The following is a 21,619-nucleotide window of genomic DNA, read 5'->3' as shown; positions in this document are numbered from 1 at the left end:
TCGCGGTTGAATATATACTGCATCCGCCTACGAATATATACTGCATCGGCAAACGCAGTACTACTGCATTTTCAACTCAGTCGAATTGGCTAATTGCGGACATTCATTATATTTTAAGGTATCTGAAAACCTTATCGCCTCATCAACTAAAAAACAATACAAAACTAAGAAGATTTTCCGCGCTTTCCATACCCTCCCTTTCTTTTTGCACAAATATCAAGGTTTCTGTATAATATTCCATGTAGCTGTATGCTGGAAAACACTACTTTTGCACTACAAACACATAGACAACATCAAATATTGACCAATTATGAAGAAATACATTTGGGCAGTCATCTGCTTCATAGTTTGCCATGTCCTGCCTGCCAAAGCACAGTATGCTGGCAGCTATCCGATGCCCGACGGGTCGGGGACATTAAGACTGGGCATAACCGGAAACGGACAAGACAGATGGCTAAAAACAAACGATACACTGATGAAAGAGAGCCTCATCATCCGGCACATCCTTCTGAAAGACACGCAAGGCTTCATCCTGGAAGTAACGAACCATTCTTTGCCCGACAGCGTCAGGCTGGTATGGGCATTGGGAGGTTTCGACTCGCCCACCCCTTCCACCGATATCGCTCCGGAAACCTGCCGCGACAATATATTTAATATAGAAGGTCACCAAATAACCGTCTATCATGGAAAAATAATGCATCTGCGGGTGACTCAAGCACTCGTACCTCCACATATCGAAGTCCGCCTGTGCGACGGGAACCAGCAAGAAACGCCGATGACACTTTTCACGTCTGGGAAAAAGACAGATGCGCCCGTATTTTGCGGTACAAGCTATATTCCGCAGGGAGAAACCGTATACTTCTGCCTCTACAAACCGAACCGACAGGCTGACTACGCCTATTACATGCTACCCGAACTTGTACAATCTTTAAAACACCGGCCATGAAAATACTGATTCACATTCTGTTTGCCCTGCTAGGCTGCAGCCACCTGTCTGCCGCCATTTACAATGTAAAAGATTTCGGAGCCACTGGAGACGGAACTCATATCGATTCCGAAGCCATCAACCGTGCTATCCGAAAAGCTGCTTCCGGAGGAGGAGGAACAGTCTATGTACCGGCAGGCGAATATGCCTGTTATTCCATCCGGCTGGCAAGCCATATCCATTTATACTTGGAACAAGGAGCCACACTCATAGGAGCTTTCCCGACACCGACCGGAAAATACGACTCAGCCGAGCCAAACAGCCATGATACATATCAAGACTTCGGACACAGCCATTGGCAAAACTCGCTCATCTGGGGCATCGGACTGGAAGACATTACCATCAGCGGTCCCGGTACCATCTACGGCAAAGGGCTGACACGTGAAGAAAGCCGGCTGGACGGTGTAGGCAACAAGGCTATCAGCCTGAAAGACTGCAAGAATGTAACCTTAAAAGACCTGAATATGTTCCAGTGCGGACATTTCGCCCTGCTGGCTACCGGGGTGGACAACCTGACCATCACCAACCTGAAAGTGGATACAAACCGCGATGGATTCGATATAGACTGCTGTCGGAACGTACGCATCCTGGCTTGTAGTGTCAATACCCCTTGGGATGATGCCATCGTACTGAAGGCTTCGTATGCCTTGGGCACTTTCAGAGATACCGAAAACGTCACCATCTCCGACTGCTATGTCAGTGGCTACGACCGCGGTTCGATGCTGGATGCTTCGTGGCAATTGGACGAGCCTCAAGCTCCCGACCATGGCTACCGTACAGGCCGCATCAAGATAGGAACCGAATCAAGCGGAGGATTCAAGAACATAGCCATTACCAATTGTATCTTCGAACATTGCCGGGGACTGGCTTTAGAAAGTGTAGACGGAGGTCGTTTGGAAGACATTGTTATCAGCAACATCACTTTGCGCAACATCGTCAATGCCGGCATTTTCTTACGCCTGGGAGCACGGATGCGGAGTCCTGAAGGGACGCCTGTAGGGAGTATGAAACGCATCCGCATCAGCCATGTCAATGCTTACAACGTCGACTCACGCTATGCTTCCATTATTAGCGGAGTACCCGGTGCCATTATCGAAGACGTAAGCCTAAGCGATATACACCTTTATTATAAAGGAGGATATACTCAAGCAGACGCAGTCAACCCTGTACCCGAAGCCGAAAAAGCCTACCCTGAACCTTGGATGTTCGGTACTGTTCCGGCAAAAGGATTTTACATCCGTCATGCACGCGACATTTTTTTCGACCAAGTCAGCTTCCACTTCGAACAACCCGACGAACGTCCGCTGTTCGTAACCGATGATGCAGAAAACATCCATTACGAAAATATCCGGGTAAACGGAAAGAAAATAAATCAATAATCGTCATTTAATTAAAAACCAATAACACAAACAAAGACATGAAAACACAAAACAAATGGCTGCTGCCGATAGCCCTCTGTTGTACCTGCATGGCAGGAACGGCACAGCCTCGTTACGATTTCGAACACATGCAACGCGAAAAACTGGGACGTGGTGTAGTGGCCATCCGTCAAAATGTCAATCAGGTAGCTCTATCATGGAGATACTTGTCTTCCGACCCCATCGAAACAGCTTTCAATCTGTATCGCAACGGAACAAAGATAGCCACCGTTCCAGCTGGAACAGGTACATTCTATACCGATTCGTATCAAGGAAAGCAGGCAGCTGTCTATACCGTAAAGCCTCTCGTCAATGGAAAAGAAGCAGAAGGCAGCTCGTATACCCTGCCGGCAAATGCACCTGCAGGCTACATCAACATCCCGCTCGACCATCCTGCCGACGGAGTGACTCCAGCCGGAGATACTTACACTTATAGTCCGAACGATGCTTCCATCGGCGATGTAGACGGAGACGGAAACTACGAAATTATCTTGAAATGGGATCCATCAAATGCACATGACAATGCACATGACGGATACACGGGTAATGTCTATTTCGATTGCTACCGCCTGACGGGCGAAAAGCTGTGGCGCATAGACTTGGGCAAGAACATCCGTGCCGGCGCACACTATACCCAATTCATGGTGTACGACCTGAATGGTGACGGACGTGCTGAAGTGGTAATGAAGACTTCTGACGGAACGATAGACGGAAAAGGGAATGTGATAGGCAATGCCAATGCGGACTACCGCGAACCGGGTGACCCACAAGCCCCACGAGGAGGCGATTTCTCGCCCAATGACCCTCGAAGCAAACGGAATGCAGGTGCACCTCCCCGCAATCAGGGACGTATCCTGACCGGAAACGAATACCTCACTGTATTCAGCGGACTGACTGGCGAGGCTTTGAAAACCATCGATTACGTTCCTGCCCGAGGCAACCTGCAAGACTGGGGCGATACACGTGCCAACCGGAGCGACCGCTATCTGGCATGTATCGCTTATCTGGACGGAAAGCACCCCAGCGTAGTGATGTGCCGCGGCTATTACACACGCGTCACACTGACTGCTTTCGACTGGGATGGAAAGGAACTGAAGCAACGCTGGATGTTCGACAGTTACCAACCCGGCTGGGATGATTACTCCGGACAAGGGAACCACAACCTGCGGGTAGCCGATGTGGACGGAGATGGATGCGATGAAATCATTTATGGCTCATGCACCATCGACCATGATGGAAAAGGACTGTACTCTACCCATTTGGGACACGGCGATGCCTTGCACCTGACACAGTTCGATCCGTCAAATCCCAGACTACAAGTATGGGCATGTCACGAAAACCGCAAAGACGGTTCTACATTCCGCGATGCAGCTACAGGCGAAATCCTGTTCCAGATACCAGACAAATCAGATGTAGGACGTTGTATGGCAGCCGACATCGATCCCACGAACTATGGTGTGGAAATGTGGTCGCTGGCATCAGGCGGCATCCGGAACTTCAAAGGAGAGACAGTGGTTCCTGGACGTGTTCCCGGACTATCCTATAACATGGCTGTATGGTGGGACGGTGATCTGCTACGCGAACTACTGGACAAGAATCGAATCAGTAAGTACGACTGGGAAAACAAACGCTGTAACATCATCGCAACTTTCGATGGATGCGATTCGAACAACGGTACCAAGTCTACCCCCTGCCTGCAAGGAGACATCATAGGAGACTGGCGCGAAGAAGTATTGCTCCGTACCACCGACAACAAATCCTTACGGCTCTATGTCACGACAATACCCACGTCTTACCGTTTCCATCCGTTTACAGAAGACCCGATATACCGTATCAGCATCGCTACCGAAAATGTAGCTTATAACCAACCGACACAACCTGGTTTCTACATCGGTCCTGATTTGAAAAAAGGCATATTCAGAGGATTTGACTTCGATCATTCAAAATAAAACATAGAAAAACATGAACGCATTTACACGAAACACCGCATTACTGGCATGCCTCTTCCTGGGAGGCATTGCCTCTGCACAAGAAAACGGGCAACCGGTCAATGATTCAAACACTCCTTTACACCTGCTCAAACCCGCCTATCGGGTAGGCTATGGAGTCGTCTCCGCCGATGATATCAAACAGGACATGGACCGCGTTTTACGTTACCTGCAAGGAAACACGCCCACTCACGTGACAGATAGCCGCACAGGCGAACGCATCACCGACTATGCACGGATAGACCGACATGCCCAACTGGAACGCGGAGCCTTCCGTCTTGCCAGCTACGAATGGGGAGTAACTTATTCCGCCATGCAAGCTGCTTACGAGGCAACCGGCGACAAAGCTTATCAAGACTATGTATACGAACGGTTCAGGTTTCTTGCCGAAGTGGCACCTTACTTCCGGAAAGCATACGAAAAAGAAGGGGACATCGACCCACAGATGCGCCAAATCTTAATGCCCAAGGCACTGGATGACGCAGGAGCCGTATGTGCCGCCATGCTCAAAGCGCAGCTGAAAGGTGCCAAGCTGCCCGTAGATGACTTGATTGACAATTATTTCGACTTTATCATCAACAAGGAATACAGGCTGGACGATGGAACCTTTGCCCGCAACCGTCCTTATCACAATAGCGTATGGCTGGACGATATGTTCATGGGTATCCCTGCCGTTGCACTCATGGGAAGCTATGATGAAAGCAAACGCCAGACATATTATGATGAAGCAGTCAAACAAATCCGCCAGTTTGCCGACCGTATGTTCGTATCCGAAAAAGGCTTGTTCCGCCACGGCTGGGTAGAAGGCATGACAGACCATCCGGCATTCCACTGGGGACGTGCCAATGGATGGGCAATTCTGACAATGTGCGAAGTGCTTGACGTCCTGCCCGAAAACTACGAAGGACGCGAAGACATTCTGAATCTGCTCCGTGCCCATGTACGCGGACTTGCCGCCTGCCAAAGCAAAGACGGATTCTGGCATCAACTACTCGACCGCAACGATTCGTATCTGGAAACATCCGCTACTGCCCTCTATGTATATTGCATGGCACATGCCATCAATAAAGGCTGGATTGATGCCATGGCTTACGGACCGGTAGTACAACTGGGATGGCACGCCGTATCATCTGCCATTAACGAAAAAGGTGAAGTAGAAGGAGTATGCGTAGGTACCGGTATGGGATTTGACCCGGCATTCTATTATTACCGGCCGGTTAATGTGTATGCCGCTCACGGATATGGACCGGTTATATGGGCTGGTGCCGAAATGATTTGCTTGCTGAAACAGCAACATCCCCGTTCCAACGACAGTGCCGTATTGTTTTACCGCACCCCACAGCAGACCGAGGAACCTATTTTCAATGAGGAATAAAAAATGAAGAACGAAGAATAAAAAATAAGCCACAAACCTATTCTTTATTCTTCGTTCTTCATTTTTCATTGAATCAGTCCATGTGGAAGACTTCCTTCAAAGGCACAGATACAGGCGAATTATCCGGATTCACTTCCATAATATCTGCCATATAGTCCCACCATTTCTGCACAATTTCCTGTGCGCCCAAATCTTGCGAACCAGCTTCACCTTCCGTCTTCTGAAACGCAAAAAGAATATTAGTTTCCTTATCCCAGTAAATGGAATAATCGAACACACCGTTTTTCGCCAGCAATTCTTTCATTTCGGGCCAAATGGCAGCATGGCGTTTTTCATACTCAGCCTCACATCCAGGCTTCAAATACATCTTAAAAGCTTCTCTTTTCATGGTTCTTCGTTTTTAAGGCTCCTCACCACAGAAGACACAGAGTCACACAGAAGAATTATATATTTACTATTTCCCGATTGACGAAATACGTTTCATTTCAAAATAGGAAATTGTCAAATTGTAAATTGAAAAGCCTCTGTGTGCCTCTGTATTCTCTGTGGTGAAACACACCATTATTAATTGTTAATTATTAATCATTTCAAGTATTCTTTCAATGCACAATCAGTCTGTTGTAACCCCTCGGCTATGCTCTTCGCATTCAGGCGCGCACCTTTAAGCGAAGTGTGCGTATGGTCTTTACAGAAATAAGGCATCACTTCTTTCAATCCTTTTTCGTAACCTAACTTTTGCAATTTATCTCCCGTTATCTTATTCAGGTCAATGAAATAGGCACCGGCTCTTTCAGCTGCCTCACGGGTCCATTTACCGAATGAAGAAGCATTGCTTTGGATTTTTCCATTATCCCACATATTACGGGGCGTATGGCTCAACACAACCGGGATGGCTCCTTTCTCCTTGGCATCCATGATAAACTTACGGAGATACCACCCGAAGGTATAAACTACATTATATTGCTTGGTAGCTTCCATCAAGAAAACCTTACTTTCATCGCCAGCTCCAGGCAGTTCGGCACGTGCCTTTCCGGTATGAATGTCACCTGCATCGTTATGTCCAAACTGAATCAAGACGAAATCACCGGGTTGGAGAGCATTGTACACCTTGTCCCAGCGTCCTTCTTCCAGATATGTACGTGCACTGCGCCCGGCTTTGGCACAATTTTCTACCGTAATACGGTCTAAATCGAACAATTCAGCAATCACGCTTCCCCAACCCCATTGTCCATCGGGATCCTCATCCTGATTGCGCACCGTGCTGTCGCCTACGGTAAACAATACCGGACATCCTTCCTTACGGCTTGCACCTGTCACCGTATCTTTTTCTACCGGTTTCAAATACTTGGCAAGCTCCAGTCCCTTGCAGGCACGGATACCTTCGGCAGCAGACGCTGCGTTTACGCGTGCCCCGAAGGTGCTGGTATGAATACGGTCCAGATAGAACATCGTCTTCACCTTTTCCTTACCGAACTTCTCAAACTTACGGGCAGATATTTCATTCAGGTCGATAAAGGGTACGTGCTCTTTCTTTGCCACCTGTTTTGCCCACAACCCGAAAGTCTTATTTACACGCGTAATAATGGTACTGTCGGCATCTTCCCACGCATTGCGCGGAGTAAGTGAGAACAAGATGGGATGAGCACCCTTCGCTTTCGTCTCACGGATAAACCGGCGCATGTACTCACCATAGGTATAAACAGTTTCTTTTTCACCAGTTTCCTTGATAGTCACATTCAGTGTGTCCTTCCCTATGCCCGGAATTGATGCACGGGCACGCCCGCTATCGTACGGACCATTGTCATTATGCCCCAGTTCGATAATGACCCAGTCGCCTTTACGCACACCTTTCAATACGTCTTTCCACAACTTGGTATAAAAGGTACGGCTACTGGTTCCACCCAAGGCATGGTTCTCTACCGTAATCTTGTTTTCATCAAAATACTCGTGGGCAAAATATCCCCAGCCCCACTGGCCGTTATTCCCATTACCCAAAGTACCGGTACGCATAGTCGAGTTTCCCACAAGAAACAATACCGGATTGTCTCCCTTCCGGCTGGACCCGGCAACGGGACGCACGGTATTTGCCTTGTTCAAGCTGTCCAAGGTAAGGTCGGTCACCTGATTGACATCTTTCATCGGAGCTGCCACTTGATTTTGGGCAGATACAGACATACCCGCTATCCCCAGCAGGCACGCCATGACGCTTTGCAGCATTTGTCTTTTCATACGTGTTTTTTTATTTTCAAAATTAGGAAAAATATACCATCCTCTACATAGATAATCATGCAAAATCCTATAAAATCGTGTACATCCAAGTTCCCGGATATCCCAAACGGCAACAAATCCCGGTGTACCGACGGATGAGGAGGTTTACTTTTGTCTGTACACCGGGATATCGTTCTCCAGGCAATCTGCTATACGAACATCAGATTATCAATCGAACATCCGACGCACCTGTATGCCCCATGCCCTGCAACTATTATCACACCTCCACGCATATAGTTGCGTGGCAAGGCTCAATTATTTCCGCAACAACACATCGTAAGAGACACCATTCTCGTGCAATCCTTCCACATGATGTATCCGGTTGACGAACTGGCGCACGGTGTCTACTTTTACTTGCTCGATAAAGACATCCCGGATAGGCTCTTCGGCCTCACCTTTCAATTCGTAGATGGCATCCGCTGACTTGCAATGCACGTTTTTCATATAAATTCCCCGTATACGGGTCAGCTTCCGCTCATACGTGGGCACCAGGTCTTTCCACTGGTAAAGCACATCGGTATCTATTTCGAAAGCACGCAACATATCGCCCGCCTCAATGTTTTCCAGGTAGATGTTTTCAATAAAGCCTCCTCTGCGGTGATTGGTTTTCAAGAAGAACAGCCTGAGCACCTTTTCGGGCACTGTGCAATCGTGCATGTAAATATTCCGCACTCCACCCGACATCTCGCTTCCGATACCTAGCAGCACATGCCCTTTGCGGATGGCACAATGACGGACCACAATATTCTCGCATGGAGTATGCAGGCGCCAGGCATCCTGATTACGTCCCGACTTGATGACCACGGCATCATCTCCCTGGTCGAAGGTACAATGTTCTACCAGAAAATTACGGCTCATCTCGAAGTCGATACCATCATTGTTATGTCCGTGTGCCTGAACATCGAGGTTACGCACCACACCGCTGTTGCACAGATACAGGTGAATGGTCCAAAATGGGCTTTGCCGGATCTTGAACCCGTCCAGCAACACATGGTTACAACGGTTGAAATGAATCAGGTGCGGACGCAGGTTATTTTCACCCTGTGCCATTTGACGTTGCTCTACCGGTACATCCGTAGAGCCCATGGAATACAGCTGTGCCAATGCATGCAGGTGAGCCTGCGGACGCTTGAACCATACCCGCCACGTATCCATCTTGGGTGCCAGTGTACCGCTCCCCGTAATAGCTACATTTTCACACCCGAAAGCATATACCAAGGGAGAATAATTATAACACTCCAGCCCTTCCCACGAAGTCATCACCGCCGGAAGATAATCGGCTGGATTGTCACTAAAACGCAATACCGCACCTTCCTGCAAATGCAGGTTGACATTACTTTTTAAATGAATAGGACCTGTCAGCCATTCCCCCTCAGGCACTACTACCCTGCCCCCTCCGGCACGGTTACATGCTTCTATTGCCTTTGCTATAGCACGGGTATTTATCTTCTCTCCTCCCTCTACAGCCCCATACCGGGTTATCACAAAATCTTTTTCGGGAAATGAACACAACGTGACCGAATCCATCGGGAAAGGTGCTTCCACCGGCACCCTTTCGTAGATACGCTCTGTAGCCATCACCGCCACAAAGGGTAAGGCACACAGACAAGTCAAAATCAAGTTTCTTTTTTTCATAATGCATTTATTGTTTATTTATGCCAATCTGGAGTTAAAAAAGAGTTAGAGACATTATCGCCCGCCAGACGGACTGGAAGTCAGAAGCCAATATTTTTTGTATCGGTTTCAGAAACTGGGACACCTTGTATCTCTCAGAAACTGTTTTGAATTTATGTGAACAGTTTCTTAGTTATTGCGGAATCACCTCCTGCATATAAATAGCATCCAGGCTCCACGAAGCTGCATCGTTGGTACTGATGGAGGTATCTTCATCCAGCGGAACAGGAGCTTCGGGAGGTGACACTCTCTTGATTTCCAGCACTGGGGAAAGCTTTTGTTTCTTCCTGCTCCACAGGTCTTCCCATGCCTCAGCAGCCAGCTTCGGGTCATACAGGTGCCAGGCAGCATATGCTGTCAGCCGGCAAATACGGAAATGATTATACTGCTTAAAGTCGCGCGCATGCTCCAGCCATACCCGGTTAAACTCAGGTATCTCAATCATGTCCTGCATCTCGTTCATAATTTCGAAACCTCCCATAATGGTCATCAAGTGATTGGTGTTTTTCAGCGTCGGGTCTCCTTCGTACGTAATAACTCCGGTAGCGGGGTCGAAGCCCAATGCTTTGTTACCGGTAAACATACCGTTAGGGAGCGAAGCAATGCTTTTCATACCCGTCACAATCTTATCCCGATAGGCCACGTTACGGGTCCGTTCCCACTCTGTCATCCAATTGCCCGCATAAGCAAGCCAGTCGGGACCAATGCGCAAACGTGCCGGAGCCGAACAAGGGAACATGCTGCGCGGCTCAGCCAACCGCATCGGGTCGAGAGTATAAAGTTTCTGCTCGGTATCTTTTACTTCACTCATCAGATCACCGCTCCGTTCATCGGTTGTCAGATAATAATAAAAACGGTTCCATGCAGCCTGGCTAATACGTGCTTCTTTGGCTCCACATCCCCAATGGCTGACATTATGACGGCTTCCCAATCCAGCATTCGGACCGATGTGATACACATCCACTTCGGTTGTATGACGAGTCATTGCCTCAGCCATCTTCCATATATCATACTTGCCTGTACGCAGGAAACTATACCACAACCACATATTGGAGGCCAGTTCGGTATTATCCCATGCAAAACCGCCCACATCGTAACGCCACGTATGGCGGACCGCATCATAAGCATGCATAAAGTCGCCATAATTCCAGAAGCCATACCATTTGTGCTGCTCGATGGCATGGTGATAAAAACGAAGATAAGACTCCAGGCGGTCTTCTACCATGCTGCGTGCCGGCGTGCTCCTGTCTGGCAACGACCAAATGCCGAAAGCCCGGCAAGCGTGCAGATATTCTGGCGTACAAAGTAACGGAGCAGCTTGTGCCAACAGATGTGCCTTGTCAGCTATGCCCTTCTTTCCCGGATAAGCCGGTTGCAGAACCAGTGTAAGCGTATGCGTACGGGCTATGCCGTAAGGAGTACTCATCCCCTCCTGTACATCTTCATAACTGGCGTTCAAATCATGTGCCACCTTATCGTAATGCCGCAAGTCCATGGCTTCGGCTTCCGGACTCCACAACCATGCTATCAGCGATGCCTCGGAAGAACGGGCATGCTGTACTTCTAGCGAAGCCGGATAAGCCTGCCAGAAATCTTGCAGGCATACACCAAGTCCTCCGCTAACATCACCAGCAAAAGCATATCCCTCTGCACGTGTACCAGTAAAGGTGCCTATCCACGGACGGTCTGCCAATGCCCTTTTGCGGATAGAAAAAGCATTGTCACTGAGTTGAGACAAACGGTAATTATCCCATGCCGCCCAATGGTCTATCAAGGTACGGTTTTTTTCATCAAACTCTTCATAAGCAGGAATCCGCTTGCCCTCCATCTGCTGTTGTTGCAACGTATCATTACCTGCCAAAGTCAATACCCTTCTTCCTACCAAAGGCTGTACCGGCTCCGACCATACTCCCCCATCGGCACAGGCAAAAGCAATGTGACGGTTGTATAGCTCCTCACGCATGGGCACACTGAAACGCACACCCAGCGAACGGATAAAATCCTTATCCTGGTCTCCATCGAATACAAAAGAGTGTACCATGCGTATCTGCTCGCTACCTGCATAGAAATACAGGCGCAAAACGAAAGGCAACCATTCCCGTTCTTCATTCCGAAGCATTCCTTCCAACTTAACGGTAGCACGGACATTGCCTACCCGTTCTACCATCGTCCGACAAAGTTTGGTAGCGAACCGATGGACATGAAATTCGTCCGAGTCTTCTCCTGAAGGCTTATCTTGTACCGATGCTATCAAGTCTGCCTTTCCGCCTACTTTCACCTTGCCATAAAATAAGCTGTCAATAAAAAAAGCACCCGAACGTGGTATATAAGCGGTAATAACTCCTGTAGACACCTTCACTCCGTGAACACTCTCTTCTACCTGCAAAGCTGTATCCGATGCATCTGCCTCTTTGGCAGAAACCGGAACTACCTGCAAGCCGGAAGTATTGCTCGGAACTACTGCTGCCATACCCGCCCACTTTACCGAACCATCGGGCCAATAGGCTGTAGTCCATACATCGGAAGCAATTGTCTTACCATCATCGGTCTGTAAACGCAAGGTTGTGCCGGGCTGCACTTCCCCTTGGCGGAAAGGTACACCCCAACTGACGCTACTGGCTTGAGAAGGCACATCACCTACCCAATGAAGCCGTGCCGTTTCCTGCGCCGACTGGTAAGAATAACGGAAATTCGTAATCTGGGTCCGTGACAGAGTTGTACGGAATCCAAACCATCCTTCAGCCAACGGACGGGGATCGTTAAAATCCACCAACCGTTCTCCGTCAATATAATATTGCACCCGGTTTCCTTTATTAACGAGCCTGATATGGTACCATTTATTGGCTTTCAATAAATGTGCCTGGTCGGTATATTCTTTCAGGATGCCCGGACGTTGGGCTGCATCGCTCACCCCAGCCTGATTGCCATCGTACCGTCGGAAACGGGTTGTAGAATTGTAATTGCCTCCATAGCCCAGGTAATAAAGCTGTAGCGAATAACACTTCAAGAACTCTCCTTGACGCCAGTCCATACGCTGCCAGATATCTTTTGCCTGCGGATCGGATGCCATCCAAAAACAATTCAGGTCACTCAAACGGTCACCCGGCTTCCCCTCGTCCACCACACAAGCATCATATTCGATTACGACATTTCCACTCATCTTCTCTTTCCGCCATAAAGTCAATCCTTTAGGCGAAAGAATTTCACATGTATCTCCCGAAAATGAAACTTCATAATCCGGAGATTCCGACTCTACTTTCCAATACTTGTCAAACAGCTTCTTGTCCAGTCCGGACACTTCGCCTGCAGGCTGCGCATAGGCTATCCACGCCATGCATACCGCCATCCCTGCCAATACTAATTTCTTCATACGCTTTTATTCATAAAAACCTACCTAACAAAAATATACAGCTTCTCTGAAGAGGATAATCTTCTCCAGAGGAGCTATGTCATTTAACGGTTCAGATGTTCTTTAAATTCTATTTCCACTATCCGAAGCTCGTGTCCGGTCTCGGCACCGCCCTTTGCCTTGAACAAATCCAGTTCGTTTGCCACCGGTGCGGCAACCTCGACTATCTGGCCGAATGCATCGTCTTCCTTACTGCTGCCTTTCAGGCGGATGGTTATCTCCGAAGCCGGCACTGGCTTCACATTCAGATGCACATAACCCAGGCTCTTGTCGGTTTCGCCGCTCCATACCAACGTGTCTCCGGCATAGATTTCCAACGGATAGCTGCGCATGCGCCAGCCCGTCAGCTTGAGGCAGACTTCATCTATCCGCGCAATGCGTTCCAACCGGTAAGTGATCCAGGCGGTAGAAGCTTTCCCGTCATTCCGCCACTCGCTCAATTCGTTATCATCGAAACTGTTGCCTGCTTTTTCGGTATGAGCTCCCGCCCGGGCAGAGAGAACCGCCACATCTACAGCACGGTCACGATAAGAAGGCGTATCCGGCGTTTCGCCACGGGTAAGCCTGCCTGCCAGACAATCTCCCGGTATATATGTGCTCAACCCATATTCCACTTCTATGCTTTCAGTTGATAATACCAGTTCGGCAGGCTGCAATCCCTTGGCTTCGGCTTTCAGCACGATTCGTCCGGACCGGGTGTGCGAACGCAACAGCACACGGTTCACGCCACACTCCACCGGCAAGTCTTCCGACAAGATATAATTGTCCGGTCCCTGCGCAATGCCTCCACGCCATTCGGCAGGCCCATCCAAGGTGAAATGAATCAAGTCATTTGCCAAGGGGCAACGGCGCCCCTGTGCATCGACCACCTCCACTTGCACCAAAGCCAAATCGGCACCGTCGGCTTTCCAGCCGTCCGGGTTCTGAATGGCGGCCAGCTTGATTGCAGCCGGTTCGCCTGCTGTTTCCAGACGGATACGCACCGCTTCCTTGCCTTCATTATATCCAATAGCCTCCAGGGTTCCTGCCTCGAAAGCCACACTGTCGGCGGTAAACAGGAAATGATAGTCACGGTGAACGCCTTCCACCGCTTTTCCATTGACCAGCAAGGCGACACTGTCTGTATTCGAAACGACATATACCGGCTTTACCGTACCGGCATCATAGTTCCAGTGCCCTACGATATGGATACGGGGCTGTTCCGTATCTACCCAGCCGTCCCACATCACCTGATGGGCATAGTACGAGTCTTTCGGGATGCGCATCGGGTCGGTATCTCCGCTCCGGCGATAGTTTTCCACCCCGCGGAAATGGGTATTCGTATCCGAAAAGATGATTTTCGCACCGCCTGAGCTGACACGCCGCCCCGTCCCCGGACGCTCGCGCCAATAATCGAACCAGCGGATGACATTCTCTACAGCAAACGAATCCTGGTTGCGGTTATACACACTGGCATCGGCATGCTTCTGGGTCTTGCCCGTAGCAGCCGAATGATATGCCGTATTCCCTTCACCGTCTTTATGGAACGGATACGAATAATTGTCCCAATACTTACGCAATCCCTCGTCGCGGCAATACTCCATCGCCCACATCGGATGGTGCGCACTCTTGTTGATGTAAAGCATTTCGCCCCCGTATTCCGCATCACGGATATCCAGCATCTCGCGCGAACCGATGGCACGGCCTCCATGATAATCGTACTGGTCACGTATGGCTTTCATTTCGAGCATGTGCTCACGGCTGATGGACTCGTTGCCGCACTCGTAGAAAAGAATGCTCGGATTGTTGCGGTTATAAATAATGGCATCACGCATCACAGCCTTGCGCTGTTCCCAACGCACGCCTGTACAGTCTTTTTCAGCGTCACCTGCCGGCATCGCCTGAATCAGCCCCACACGGTCGCACGACTCTACGTCCTGTTTCCAGGGCGTAACATGCATCCAGCGCACCAGGTTGGCATTGCCTTCCACCATCAGCCCGTTGCTATAGTCACTCAACCATACCGGAACCGACATGCCCACGGCAGGCCATTCGTTGCTAGTACGCTGGGCAAAGCCTTTCAACTGAATCACCCGGTCGTTCAGCCAGACCTTCCCTTCCGCAAAACGGGTCTTGCGGAATCCGGTACGTGTCACCACCTCGTCGCTCTTCTCTCCATCAATCACCAAAGCGGTCTTCACGGTATACAGATATCCGTATCCCCAACTCCAGAAGTGCAGTCCGCCCACTTCCGTCTCAGCAGACAATATTGCTGTGCCGCCTGCCGGAACCGTCTGCTCTTTACCCGAAAAACGCTTCACCAGCTTGCCGTCACGGTCCAGCAGCTCTACCTCATAACCTACCGTCTGCACCTTCTTTGTCTCGTTCTTCACTTCCGATTCGGCATGCACAACGGCTTTACGCGATTGTACCCGGATATCTTCGGCATAGACATACACTCCTGTCGTTTTCAGATTGCTATAAAGCGGAAGGGTCTGATAAACCTTTCCGGTCACGTGTAGCCATACGTTCTTGGGCAGACCGCCGTAGTTGGCATTGAAATTGCGGTCGCTCCACTGGTACTTCACGCCCGTAGACCGCTCCGCATAATCCCAGTCGTTGTCAATACGGGCGGCAATCACATTTTCTCCCGAATGAATATAAGGTGTCAGATCGAATCCGAAAGCCATCACCCCGTTCTCGTGCTGTCCCACCAGCTTCCCGTTCACATACAGGTCGATGCCCTGGCGTGCCCCTTCAAACTCGATAAACACCTTCCTCCCTTTTGCCTCTGCCGGAAGGCGGAAATGCTTGCGGTACCACACGATGGTATCGGTCAAGTCTTTTATATTTACGCGGAAAGCCTCGTCTTCATTGAACGCATGGGGAAGCGTCACCTTCTCCCAATCTCCATCCGCATACTTGGGCGACTCTGCCCGTTCCATATCTCCAATCTTCAGCAGCCAGTCGCTGTTGAAATTATACTTCTTCCGTTCGCTTGCCTGTATCCCCATTGCCACGGCAAACAACACGATGCCTACAATAAAACGCTTCATTTTCATGATATCAATGTTCGGTTAAATTATGCGTCGCTAAATTAGGGATAAAATCAGTTCTGCCTATGGATTTTTGTATTTATATATAGAAATTCGTACACGACAAATCATAACATACCGCAAAAGGCTGCATCCTTCCGGATGCAACCCTGAAAAGCAGGAAAAATATATCTATTGCGGGATGACTTCCTGCATATAAATGGCGTCCAGGCTCCACAATGCCGCATCATTGGTACTAATCGGCATGCATTCATCCAACGGAGCAGGCACTTCGGGAGGAAAGATTTTCCTTACCGTCATAGGAGGAGCGGGCGTATGTTCCAGCCTTCCCCACAAGTCTGTCCAAGCCTCAGCCGCCCGCTTGGGGTCATACAGATGCCAAGCCGCGTATGCCTGCAAACGACTGACACGAAAATGATTATATAACTTAAAGTCGCGTGCATGTTCCAGCCAAGCCTGATTGAATGCAGGAACGTCAATCATGTCTTGCATTTCGTTCATCAGTTCAAAGCCACCCATAATCGTCATCAAATGGTTGGTGTTCTTCAACGTCGGGTCTCCCTCGTAAGTAATGACACCGGTATCGGGATAGAACCCCAACGCCTTGTTTCCCGTAAACAACCCATTGGGCAACGAAGCAATGCTGTTCATACCCGTCACTATCTTATCCAAATACTTCCGGTCGCGCGTACGTTCCCACTCGGTCATCCAATTGCCCGCGTATGCCAGCCAGTCCGGACCGATGCGCAGGCGTGCCGGAGCGGAAGAAGGGAATTTGCTTCGAGGCTCAGCCAACCGCATCGGGTCGAGCGTATAAAGTTTCTGGTCTGCGTCTTTTACTTCCGTCATCAAATCGCCGCTACGTTCGTCTGTTGTCAAGTAATAATAGAAACGGTTCCACGCCGCTTGGCTGATACGCGCCTCTTTTGCCCCACATCCCCAGTGGCTGACATTGTGACGGCTTCCCAGTCCTGCATTCGGACCGATGTGATACACATCCACTTCAGCAGTATGGCGGGTCATCGCCTCAGCCATCTTCCATATATCATAACGTCCGGTACGGAGGAAATTATACCAAAGCCACATATTAGAAGCCAGTTCGGTATTGTCCCATGCAAACCCTCCTACATCATACCGCCATTCATGACGCACTGGGTCGTATGCATGCATAAAGTCGCCGTAATTCCAAAAGCCATACCATTTGTGTTGCTCTATCGCTTTTTGATAAAAACTTATATAGGCTTCCAACCGGTCTTCTACCCGGCTGCGTGCCGGATTGCTACGGTCGGGCAACGACCAAATGCCAAAAGCCCGGCAAGCATGCAGATATTCAGGAGTACACAGCAAGGGAGACGCTTTAGCCAACAGGCAAGCAATATCAGCGATGCCTTTCTTTCCCGGATAAGCCGCTTTCGGAACCAAGGTCAAGGTATGCGTACGCGCAATGCCATAAGGTGTACTCATTCCTGCCTGCACATCTTCATAACTGGCATTCAAATCATGAGCGACGCTATCATAATGGCGCAAGTCCATCGCTTCCGCTTCCGGACTCCATAACCAAACAATTAGCGAAGCCTCATCCGAACGGGCTTGCCGCACCTCCAACGAAGCCGGATATGCTTGCCAAAAATCCTGCAATCCGACACCGATACCTCCACTCACATCACCTGCAAAGACAAATCCGTCGGAACGGGTTCCGGTAAACGTTCCAATCCAAGGACGGTCTGCCTCTGCCCGTTTCCGGATAGAAAACGCATTGTCCGTCAATTGAGAAAGGCGGAAATTATCCCATGCAGCCCAGTGGTCGAGCAAGTCACGGTTTTTCTCATCGAATTGCTCGTATTCAGGAATCCGTTTTCCTTCCATTTGCTGTTGCTGGAGCGTTTTGTCATCACCTAATGTCAAGACACGCCGTCCCACCAAAGGCTGTACCGGTCCACTCCATACTCCTCCTTCCGCGCAAGCGAAGGCAACGTGCCGGTTATACAATGCCTCACGCATTGGCACACGGAAGCGTACGCCTATCGTACGGATAAAATCCTTATCTTGTTCTCCGTCGAACACAAACGAATGTACCATCCGGACCTGCTCGCTTCCGGCATAAAAATACAAGCGCAATACAAACGGAAGCCATTCACGCCCGGCAGACTGATGAACCCCTTCCAACTTCAAGGTTGCACGGACCTTTCCTGCCCGTTCTACAGACACACGTTGCAACCGGCTGGAAAAATGCGTGACATGCGATTCAGACAACCCTTCACCCGACGGTTTGTCCTGAACAGAAGCGATTAAGTCGGCAGCCCCTCCTACTTTCGTCTTACCATATAGCAAACTGTCTATGACGCAACTGCCCGAACGAGGAACATAGGCTGTTATCACTCCCGTAGAGACTTTCCAACCCGACGGCGTCTCCTCTACAGTCAAAGCGGAAAGCTCCGGACTTTCGGGGCTCTTCCGTTTCGGAACGACCTGTAAAGATGTTGTACCTCCGGGAACTACCGCCGCCATACCTGCCCACTTCACCGACCCGTCAGGCCAATAAGCAGCAGTCCAGCTATCAGAAGCAATCACTTTCCCATCCGCATCCTGCAAAAGCAAAGGCATATCCGGCTGTACTTCCCCTTTACGGAAAGGCACACCGAAACTTACCCCGCAAGCCTATGAAGGCACTTCTCCTACCCAATGCAAACACGCCGTATCCTTATCCTCCCGACAAATATACCGGAAATTAGCAATCCGCGTACGCGACAAGGTGGTGCGAAAGCCGAACCAACCTTCCCGCAAGGGATTGGGGTCGCAATAATCCACCAGCCTTTTACCATCTATGTAATATTGTACCCGGTCGCCTTTATTCACCAACTTAACGTGATACCACTTGTTAGGAACAAGCAAATGCTCTTTATCGGTATACTCCTTCAAGATGTCCGGACGTTGTGCCGCATCAGTTACCCCAGCCTGATTGCCGTCATACCTGCGGAAACGGGTCGTAGAATTGTAATTTCCTCCGTAGCCCAAATAATAAAGCTGCAGCGAGTAGCACTTCAGGAACTCCCCTTTGCGCCAGTCCATACGTTGCCAGATGTTCTTCGCTTGCGGATCGGAGGCCATCCAGAAACAGTTCAGGTCACTCAGACGGTCACCCGGCTTCCCTTCGTCCACCACACAAGCGTCGTATTCGATTACGACATTTCCACACATCTTCTCTTTCCGCCACAAGGTCAATCCTTTAGGCGAAAGGATTTCACACGTATCTCCCGAAAACGACACTTCATAATCCGGTAACTCCGATTCCACTTTCCAATACTTACCAAAATGGGCTTTATCAAGTCCCGATATACTTCCTGCGCTCTGAGCCTTTAATCCCCAAACAGCGCATATAGCCATACCAATCAATATGATACGTTTCATTTCCTACCTGATTAATGATTATTCTCCTAAATAATAAGAAGGGACAGGCGACTGGGGATACCCCATGGAACGGTGTGCGATATAGCTTCTGTAAACAGGATCCTGCATCAATGTCACACGCCGGTCACGTGCCGGGATATTCGTCGTATAAATCCGGATTTCACCATCCAGCGCCGTTACAATCTCTTCCCGCCAGTCGCCATACAAGTCAGCAATCATCAGGATATCCCCCTCAATGCCGTGGGTAAGCTCCGCACCTTTCCACTTCACAATGCTCAGCGCCTTTCCGTTCGAAGAAGAGCTGGCTCCCCAACGGTTGTCATCGCCTGCAAAAGTTTCCCTGAGCAAATCGGCATCCCACCAAGCCCAGTTCCGGCAAGAAGGCACATCCTTGTTCCGGCTCAAATACGTCCCGTCGGCAGCCAACAGATACTGGTCGGTACTTCCGCCTTTCCGGTCTTCTTTGGCGAAACATTCCAGTCCTTTATGCGATGCATCAATGTCTGCCACCATTCCGTCGCCTACATGAAACGTCTTATACCCGATGTTCCACACCGGCTCGCCGCTGCGTGCGTCTACCATGCATACGCCTCTTCCGTTATCATGCCAAGGCTCCAGACATAAGAACACTTCCATTCCCGGACGTTCCGGATGAATGTCTGTCAGATAAACCTTATCGGGATGTCCCAGTCCGGCAGACCAGAGCAGCGTACCGTTATCGTCCAGCATACACGAGCCCAACAAGATTTCTTCCCTTCCGTCTTCATCCACATCACCGCATACCATATTGTGCGAACCCATGCTTCTGACCACCGGATTCTCCTCGTCACCGTCCCATTTCCATACCGGGTCCAACTTGTCCTTGTTCAGTTGCCACGCCTCTACCGTCATCAGTTTATACGTTCCCCTGCATGCCAAGATACAGGGAGTCTTCCCGTCCAGGAAAGCCATGCCGATCTGATTCCAGTTCCTGCGCACCAGATTGCCATAACGGTCATTCCGTTTGGGCCAGTCTACATGAGCGATTTCCTCTCCCGTCATGCCGTCTAATACCGTCAAATATTCATCCCCCGAATCCACTCTTCCTTTCTCATCTCTCTGCACATTGTCCGGAGCCGTTTTCAATGCCACTTCGGCTTTCCCGTCTCCGTTAAAGTCATAGACTACGTAAGGCGAATACCAGATTCCCGGTTCAATGCCTTGCCCTAAATCTTTCGACCATAAAAAAGTGCCGTCACTTAAATAGGCTTCTATCTGATAAGTCTTCCCCGTCAAGTCACCCGGCATACCCGGGTCGACATTCGTTTCCGGTGTGCGGATGATGTAATCGTATGTACCGTCCCCGCTCAAATCGGCAACTCCTACCTTACCGGCTTTGACCTGCCTGTTCAAGCGAATCGACCGGTAATTGCGCAGGGTACTGAAATCCGCCTTCACCTTTTCCGACTCCTTGCCGTCAGCAGTACACGTCACCCAATAGACCGCTTCTCCCTTCACCGGAGAGCGGTCGGTAAAGTCACAAGTAGCATCTATCGGTTTCCGGTTCAGCTTCTTGGTTTTTCCGTCAGCCGAACGGTACACATCAAAACGAGCCTGCGCATTATCCGTCTCAAGCATTCTCCAGCTCAGATAAATGCCTTTTCCGTCTGCAGCCGGAGCTACAGACAATCCCCGGTTCAGGCATTCCTTCACTTTCGATTGGGCAAATCCTTCCACCAAAGGCTTCGGTTCATGTTGGGGTTTCAAAATTTCATAATAATAATTCCGTTCTCTTGGATCTTGCGCAAAGGCTGTACCTGTAACGACCAGCCCGGCAAGCAATGCAGAAAAGAAAAGTTGTGTTTTCATGATTTTATTGAATGAGTTAAAAAATTGGTTCCAAATGATGGGCGAAAGTAAGCATAAAACAAATGGAAAGACATAGAAATTTATACAAAAGAATAGATTTTTAATCGAGTAGGAGGTAAACATTAATCATAGGTGTTTATCTCCTATTTTCATGTTCACCGACCTCTCACACCACCGTACGTGCCGTTCGGCATACGGCGGTTCCTATTTT

The 21,619-nt window shown here is 49.5% G+C and carries 10 protein-coding genes and 1 pseudogene; 4 read left to right on the top strand and 7 right to left on the bottom strand.

Annotated features, from left to right (window positions below; translation table 11 throughout):
* The first annotated feature begins 310 nt into the window (after nucleotides 1-310).
* The 4 genes from B5F78_RS11460 to B5F78_RS11445 are packed head-to-tail and all read left to right on the top strand — an operon-like array spanning nucleotide 311 to nucleotide 5,766.
* Nucleotides 311-946, top strand: a complete 636-nt coding sequence (locus tag B5F78_RS11460) for a DUF4450 domain-containing protein (protein WP_087209611.1) — start codon at nucleotides 311-313, stop codon at nucleotides 944-946.
* Nucleotides 943-2,364 carry a rhamnogalacturonidase gene (locus B5F78_RS11455; RefSeq protein WP_087406756.1) on the top strand — a complete coding sequence of 474 codons (1,422 nt, stop codon included), beginning with the start codon at nucleotides 943-945 and terminating at the stop codon, nucleotides 2,362-2,364. Before B5F78_RS11460 ends, B5F78_RS11455 begins: the two co-directional genes overlap by 4 nt.
* A 38-nt stretch (nucleotides 2,365-2,402) precedes the next feature.
* Nucleotides 2,403-4,352, top strand: a complete 1,950-nt coding sequence (locus tag B5F78_RS11450; protein ID WP_140400133.1) for a rhamnogalacturonan lyase — start codon at nucleotides 2,403-2,405, stop codon at nucleotides 4,350-4,352.
* 13 nt (nucleotides 4,353-4,365) lie between these two features.
* Nucleotides 4,366-5,766, top strand: coding sequence for a glycoside hydrolase family 88/105 protein (locus tag B5F78_RS11445; RefSeq protein ID WP_087209608.1), 1,401 nt, complete (start codon nucleotides 4,366-4,368; stop codon nucleotides 5,764-5,766).
* Between the two features lie 73 nt (nucleotides 5,767-5,839).
* On the opposite strand, the gene rhaM is transcribed toward B5F78_RS11445, so the two are convergent.
* From rhaM to B5F78_RS11410, 7 genes and pseudogenes are all read right to left on the bottom strand, one after another.
* The gene (rhaM, locus tag B5F78_RS11440; protein ID WP_022039940.1) at nucleotides 5,840-6,154 is read right to left on the bottom strand and encodes an L-rhamnose mutarotase; all 315 of its coding nucleotides are present in this window, start codon (nucleotides 6,152-6,154) and stop codon (nucleotides 5,840-5,842) included.
* A 194-nt stretch (nucleotides 6,155-6,348) separates the two neighbouring features.
* The gene (locus tag B5F78_RS11435) at nucleotides 6,349-7,983 is read right to left on the bottom strand and encodes a rhamnogalacturonan acetylesterase (protein WP_430516457.1); all 1,635 of its coding nucleotides are present in this window, start codon (nucleotides 7,981-7,983) and stop codon (nucleotides 6,349-6,351) included.
* Between the two features lie 306 nt (nucleotides 7,984-8,289).
* Complete coding sequence (locus B5F78_RS11430) at nucleotides 8,290-9,669, bottom strand: alpha-d-galacturonidase (RefSeq protein ID WP_022039943.1); 1,380 nt, start codon at nucleotides 9,667-9,669, stop codon at nucleotides 8,290-8,292.
* 172 nt (nucleotides 9,670-9,841) lie between these two features.
* A complete protein-coding gene (locus tag B5F78_RS11425; RefSeq protein ID WP_087406755.1) occupies nucleotides 9,842-13,078 on the bottom strand; it encodes an exo-rhamnogalacturonan lyase family protein in 3,237 nt (1,078 codons plus the stop codon).
* 83 nt (nucleotides 13,079-13,161) lie between these two features.
* On the bottom strand, nucleotides 13,162-16,110 hold the full coding sequence (locus B5F78_RS11420) for a glycoside hydrolase family 2 protein (RefSeq protein WP_443104937.1): 2,949 nt from the start codon (nucleotides 16,108-16,110) through the stop codon (nucleotides 13,162-13,164).
* Between the two features lie 213 nt (nucleotides 16,111-16,323).
* A pseudogene (locus B5F78_RS11415) lies at nucleotides 16,324-19,560 on the bottom strand (exo-rhamnogalacturonan lyase family protein).
* 18 nt (nucleotides 19,561-19,578) lie between these two features.
* The gene (locus tag B5F78_RS11410; RefSeq protein WP_087406753.1) at nucleotides 19,579-21,408 is read right to left on the bottom strand and encodes a rhamnogalacturonan lyase family protein; all 1,830 of its coding nucleotides are present in this window, start codon (nucleotides 21,406-21,408) and stop codon (nucleotides 19,579-19,581) included.
* Between the last annotated feature and the right edge of the window lie 211 nt (nucleotides 21,409-21,619).

This window comes from Bacteroides sp. An279, from assembly GCF_002159615.1.
Taxonomy (GTDB): Bacteria; Bacteroidota; Bacteroidia; order Bacteroidales; family Bacteroidaceae; genus Phocaeicola; species Phocaeicola intestinalis.
Note: the sequence above shows the minus strand (reverse complement) of the source record. Positions and strands in the feature narration are given on the sequence as shown.

Bases quoted from the DNA above. Each gene is read 5' to 3' on its own strand.
- B5F78_RS11460 (WP_087209611.1), top strand. From the start codon at position 311: ATGAAGAAATACATTTGGGCAGTCATCTGCTTCATAGTTTGCCATGTC.
- B5F78_RS11455 (WP_087406756.1), top strand. From the start codon at position 943: ATGAAAATACTGATTCACATTCTGTTTGCCCTGCTAGGCTGCAGCCAC.
- B5F78_RS11450 (WP_140400133.1), top strand. From the start codon at position 2,403: ATGAAAACACAAAACAAATGGCTGCTGCCGATAGCCCTCTGTTGTACC.
- B5F78_RS11445 (WP_087209608.1), top strand. From the start codon at position 4,366: ATGAACGCATTTACACGAAACACCGCATTACTGGCATGCCTCTTCCTG.
- rhaM (WP_022039940.1), bottom strand. From the start codon at position 6,154: ATGAAAAGAGAAGCTTTTAAGATGTATTTGAAGCCTGGATGTGAGGCT.
- B5F78_RS11435 (WP_430516457.1), bottom strand. From the start codon at position 7,983: ATGCTGCAAAGCGTCATGGCGTGCCTGCTGGGGATAGCGGGTATGTCT.
- B5F78_RS11430 (WP_022039943.1), bottom strand. From the start codon at position 9,669: ATGAAAAAAAGAAACTTGATTTTGACTTGTCTGTGTGCCTTACCCTTT.
- B5F78_RS11425 (WP_087406755.1), bottom strand. From the start codon at position 13,078: ATGAAGAAATTAGTATTGGCAGGGATGGCGGTATGCATGGCGTGGATA.
- B5F78_RS11420 (WP_443104937.1), bottom strand. From the start codon at position 16,110: ATGGGGATACAGGCAAGCGAACGGAAGAAGTATAATTTCAACAGCGAC.
- B5F78_RS11410 (WP_087406753.1), bottom strand. From the start codon at position 21,408: ATGAAAACACAACTTTTCTTTTCTGCATTGCTTGCCGGGCTGGTCGTT.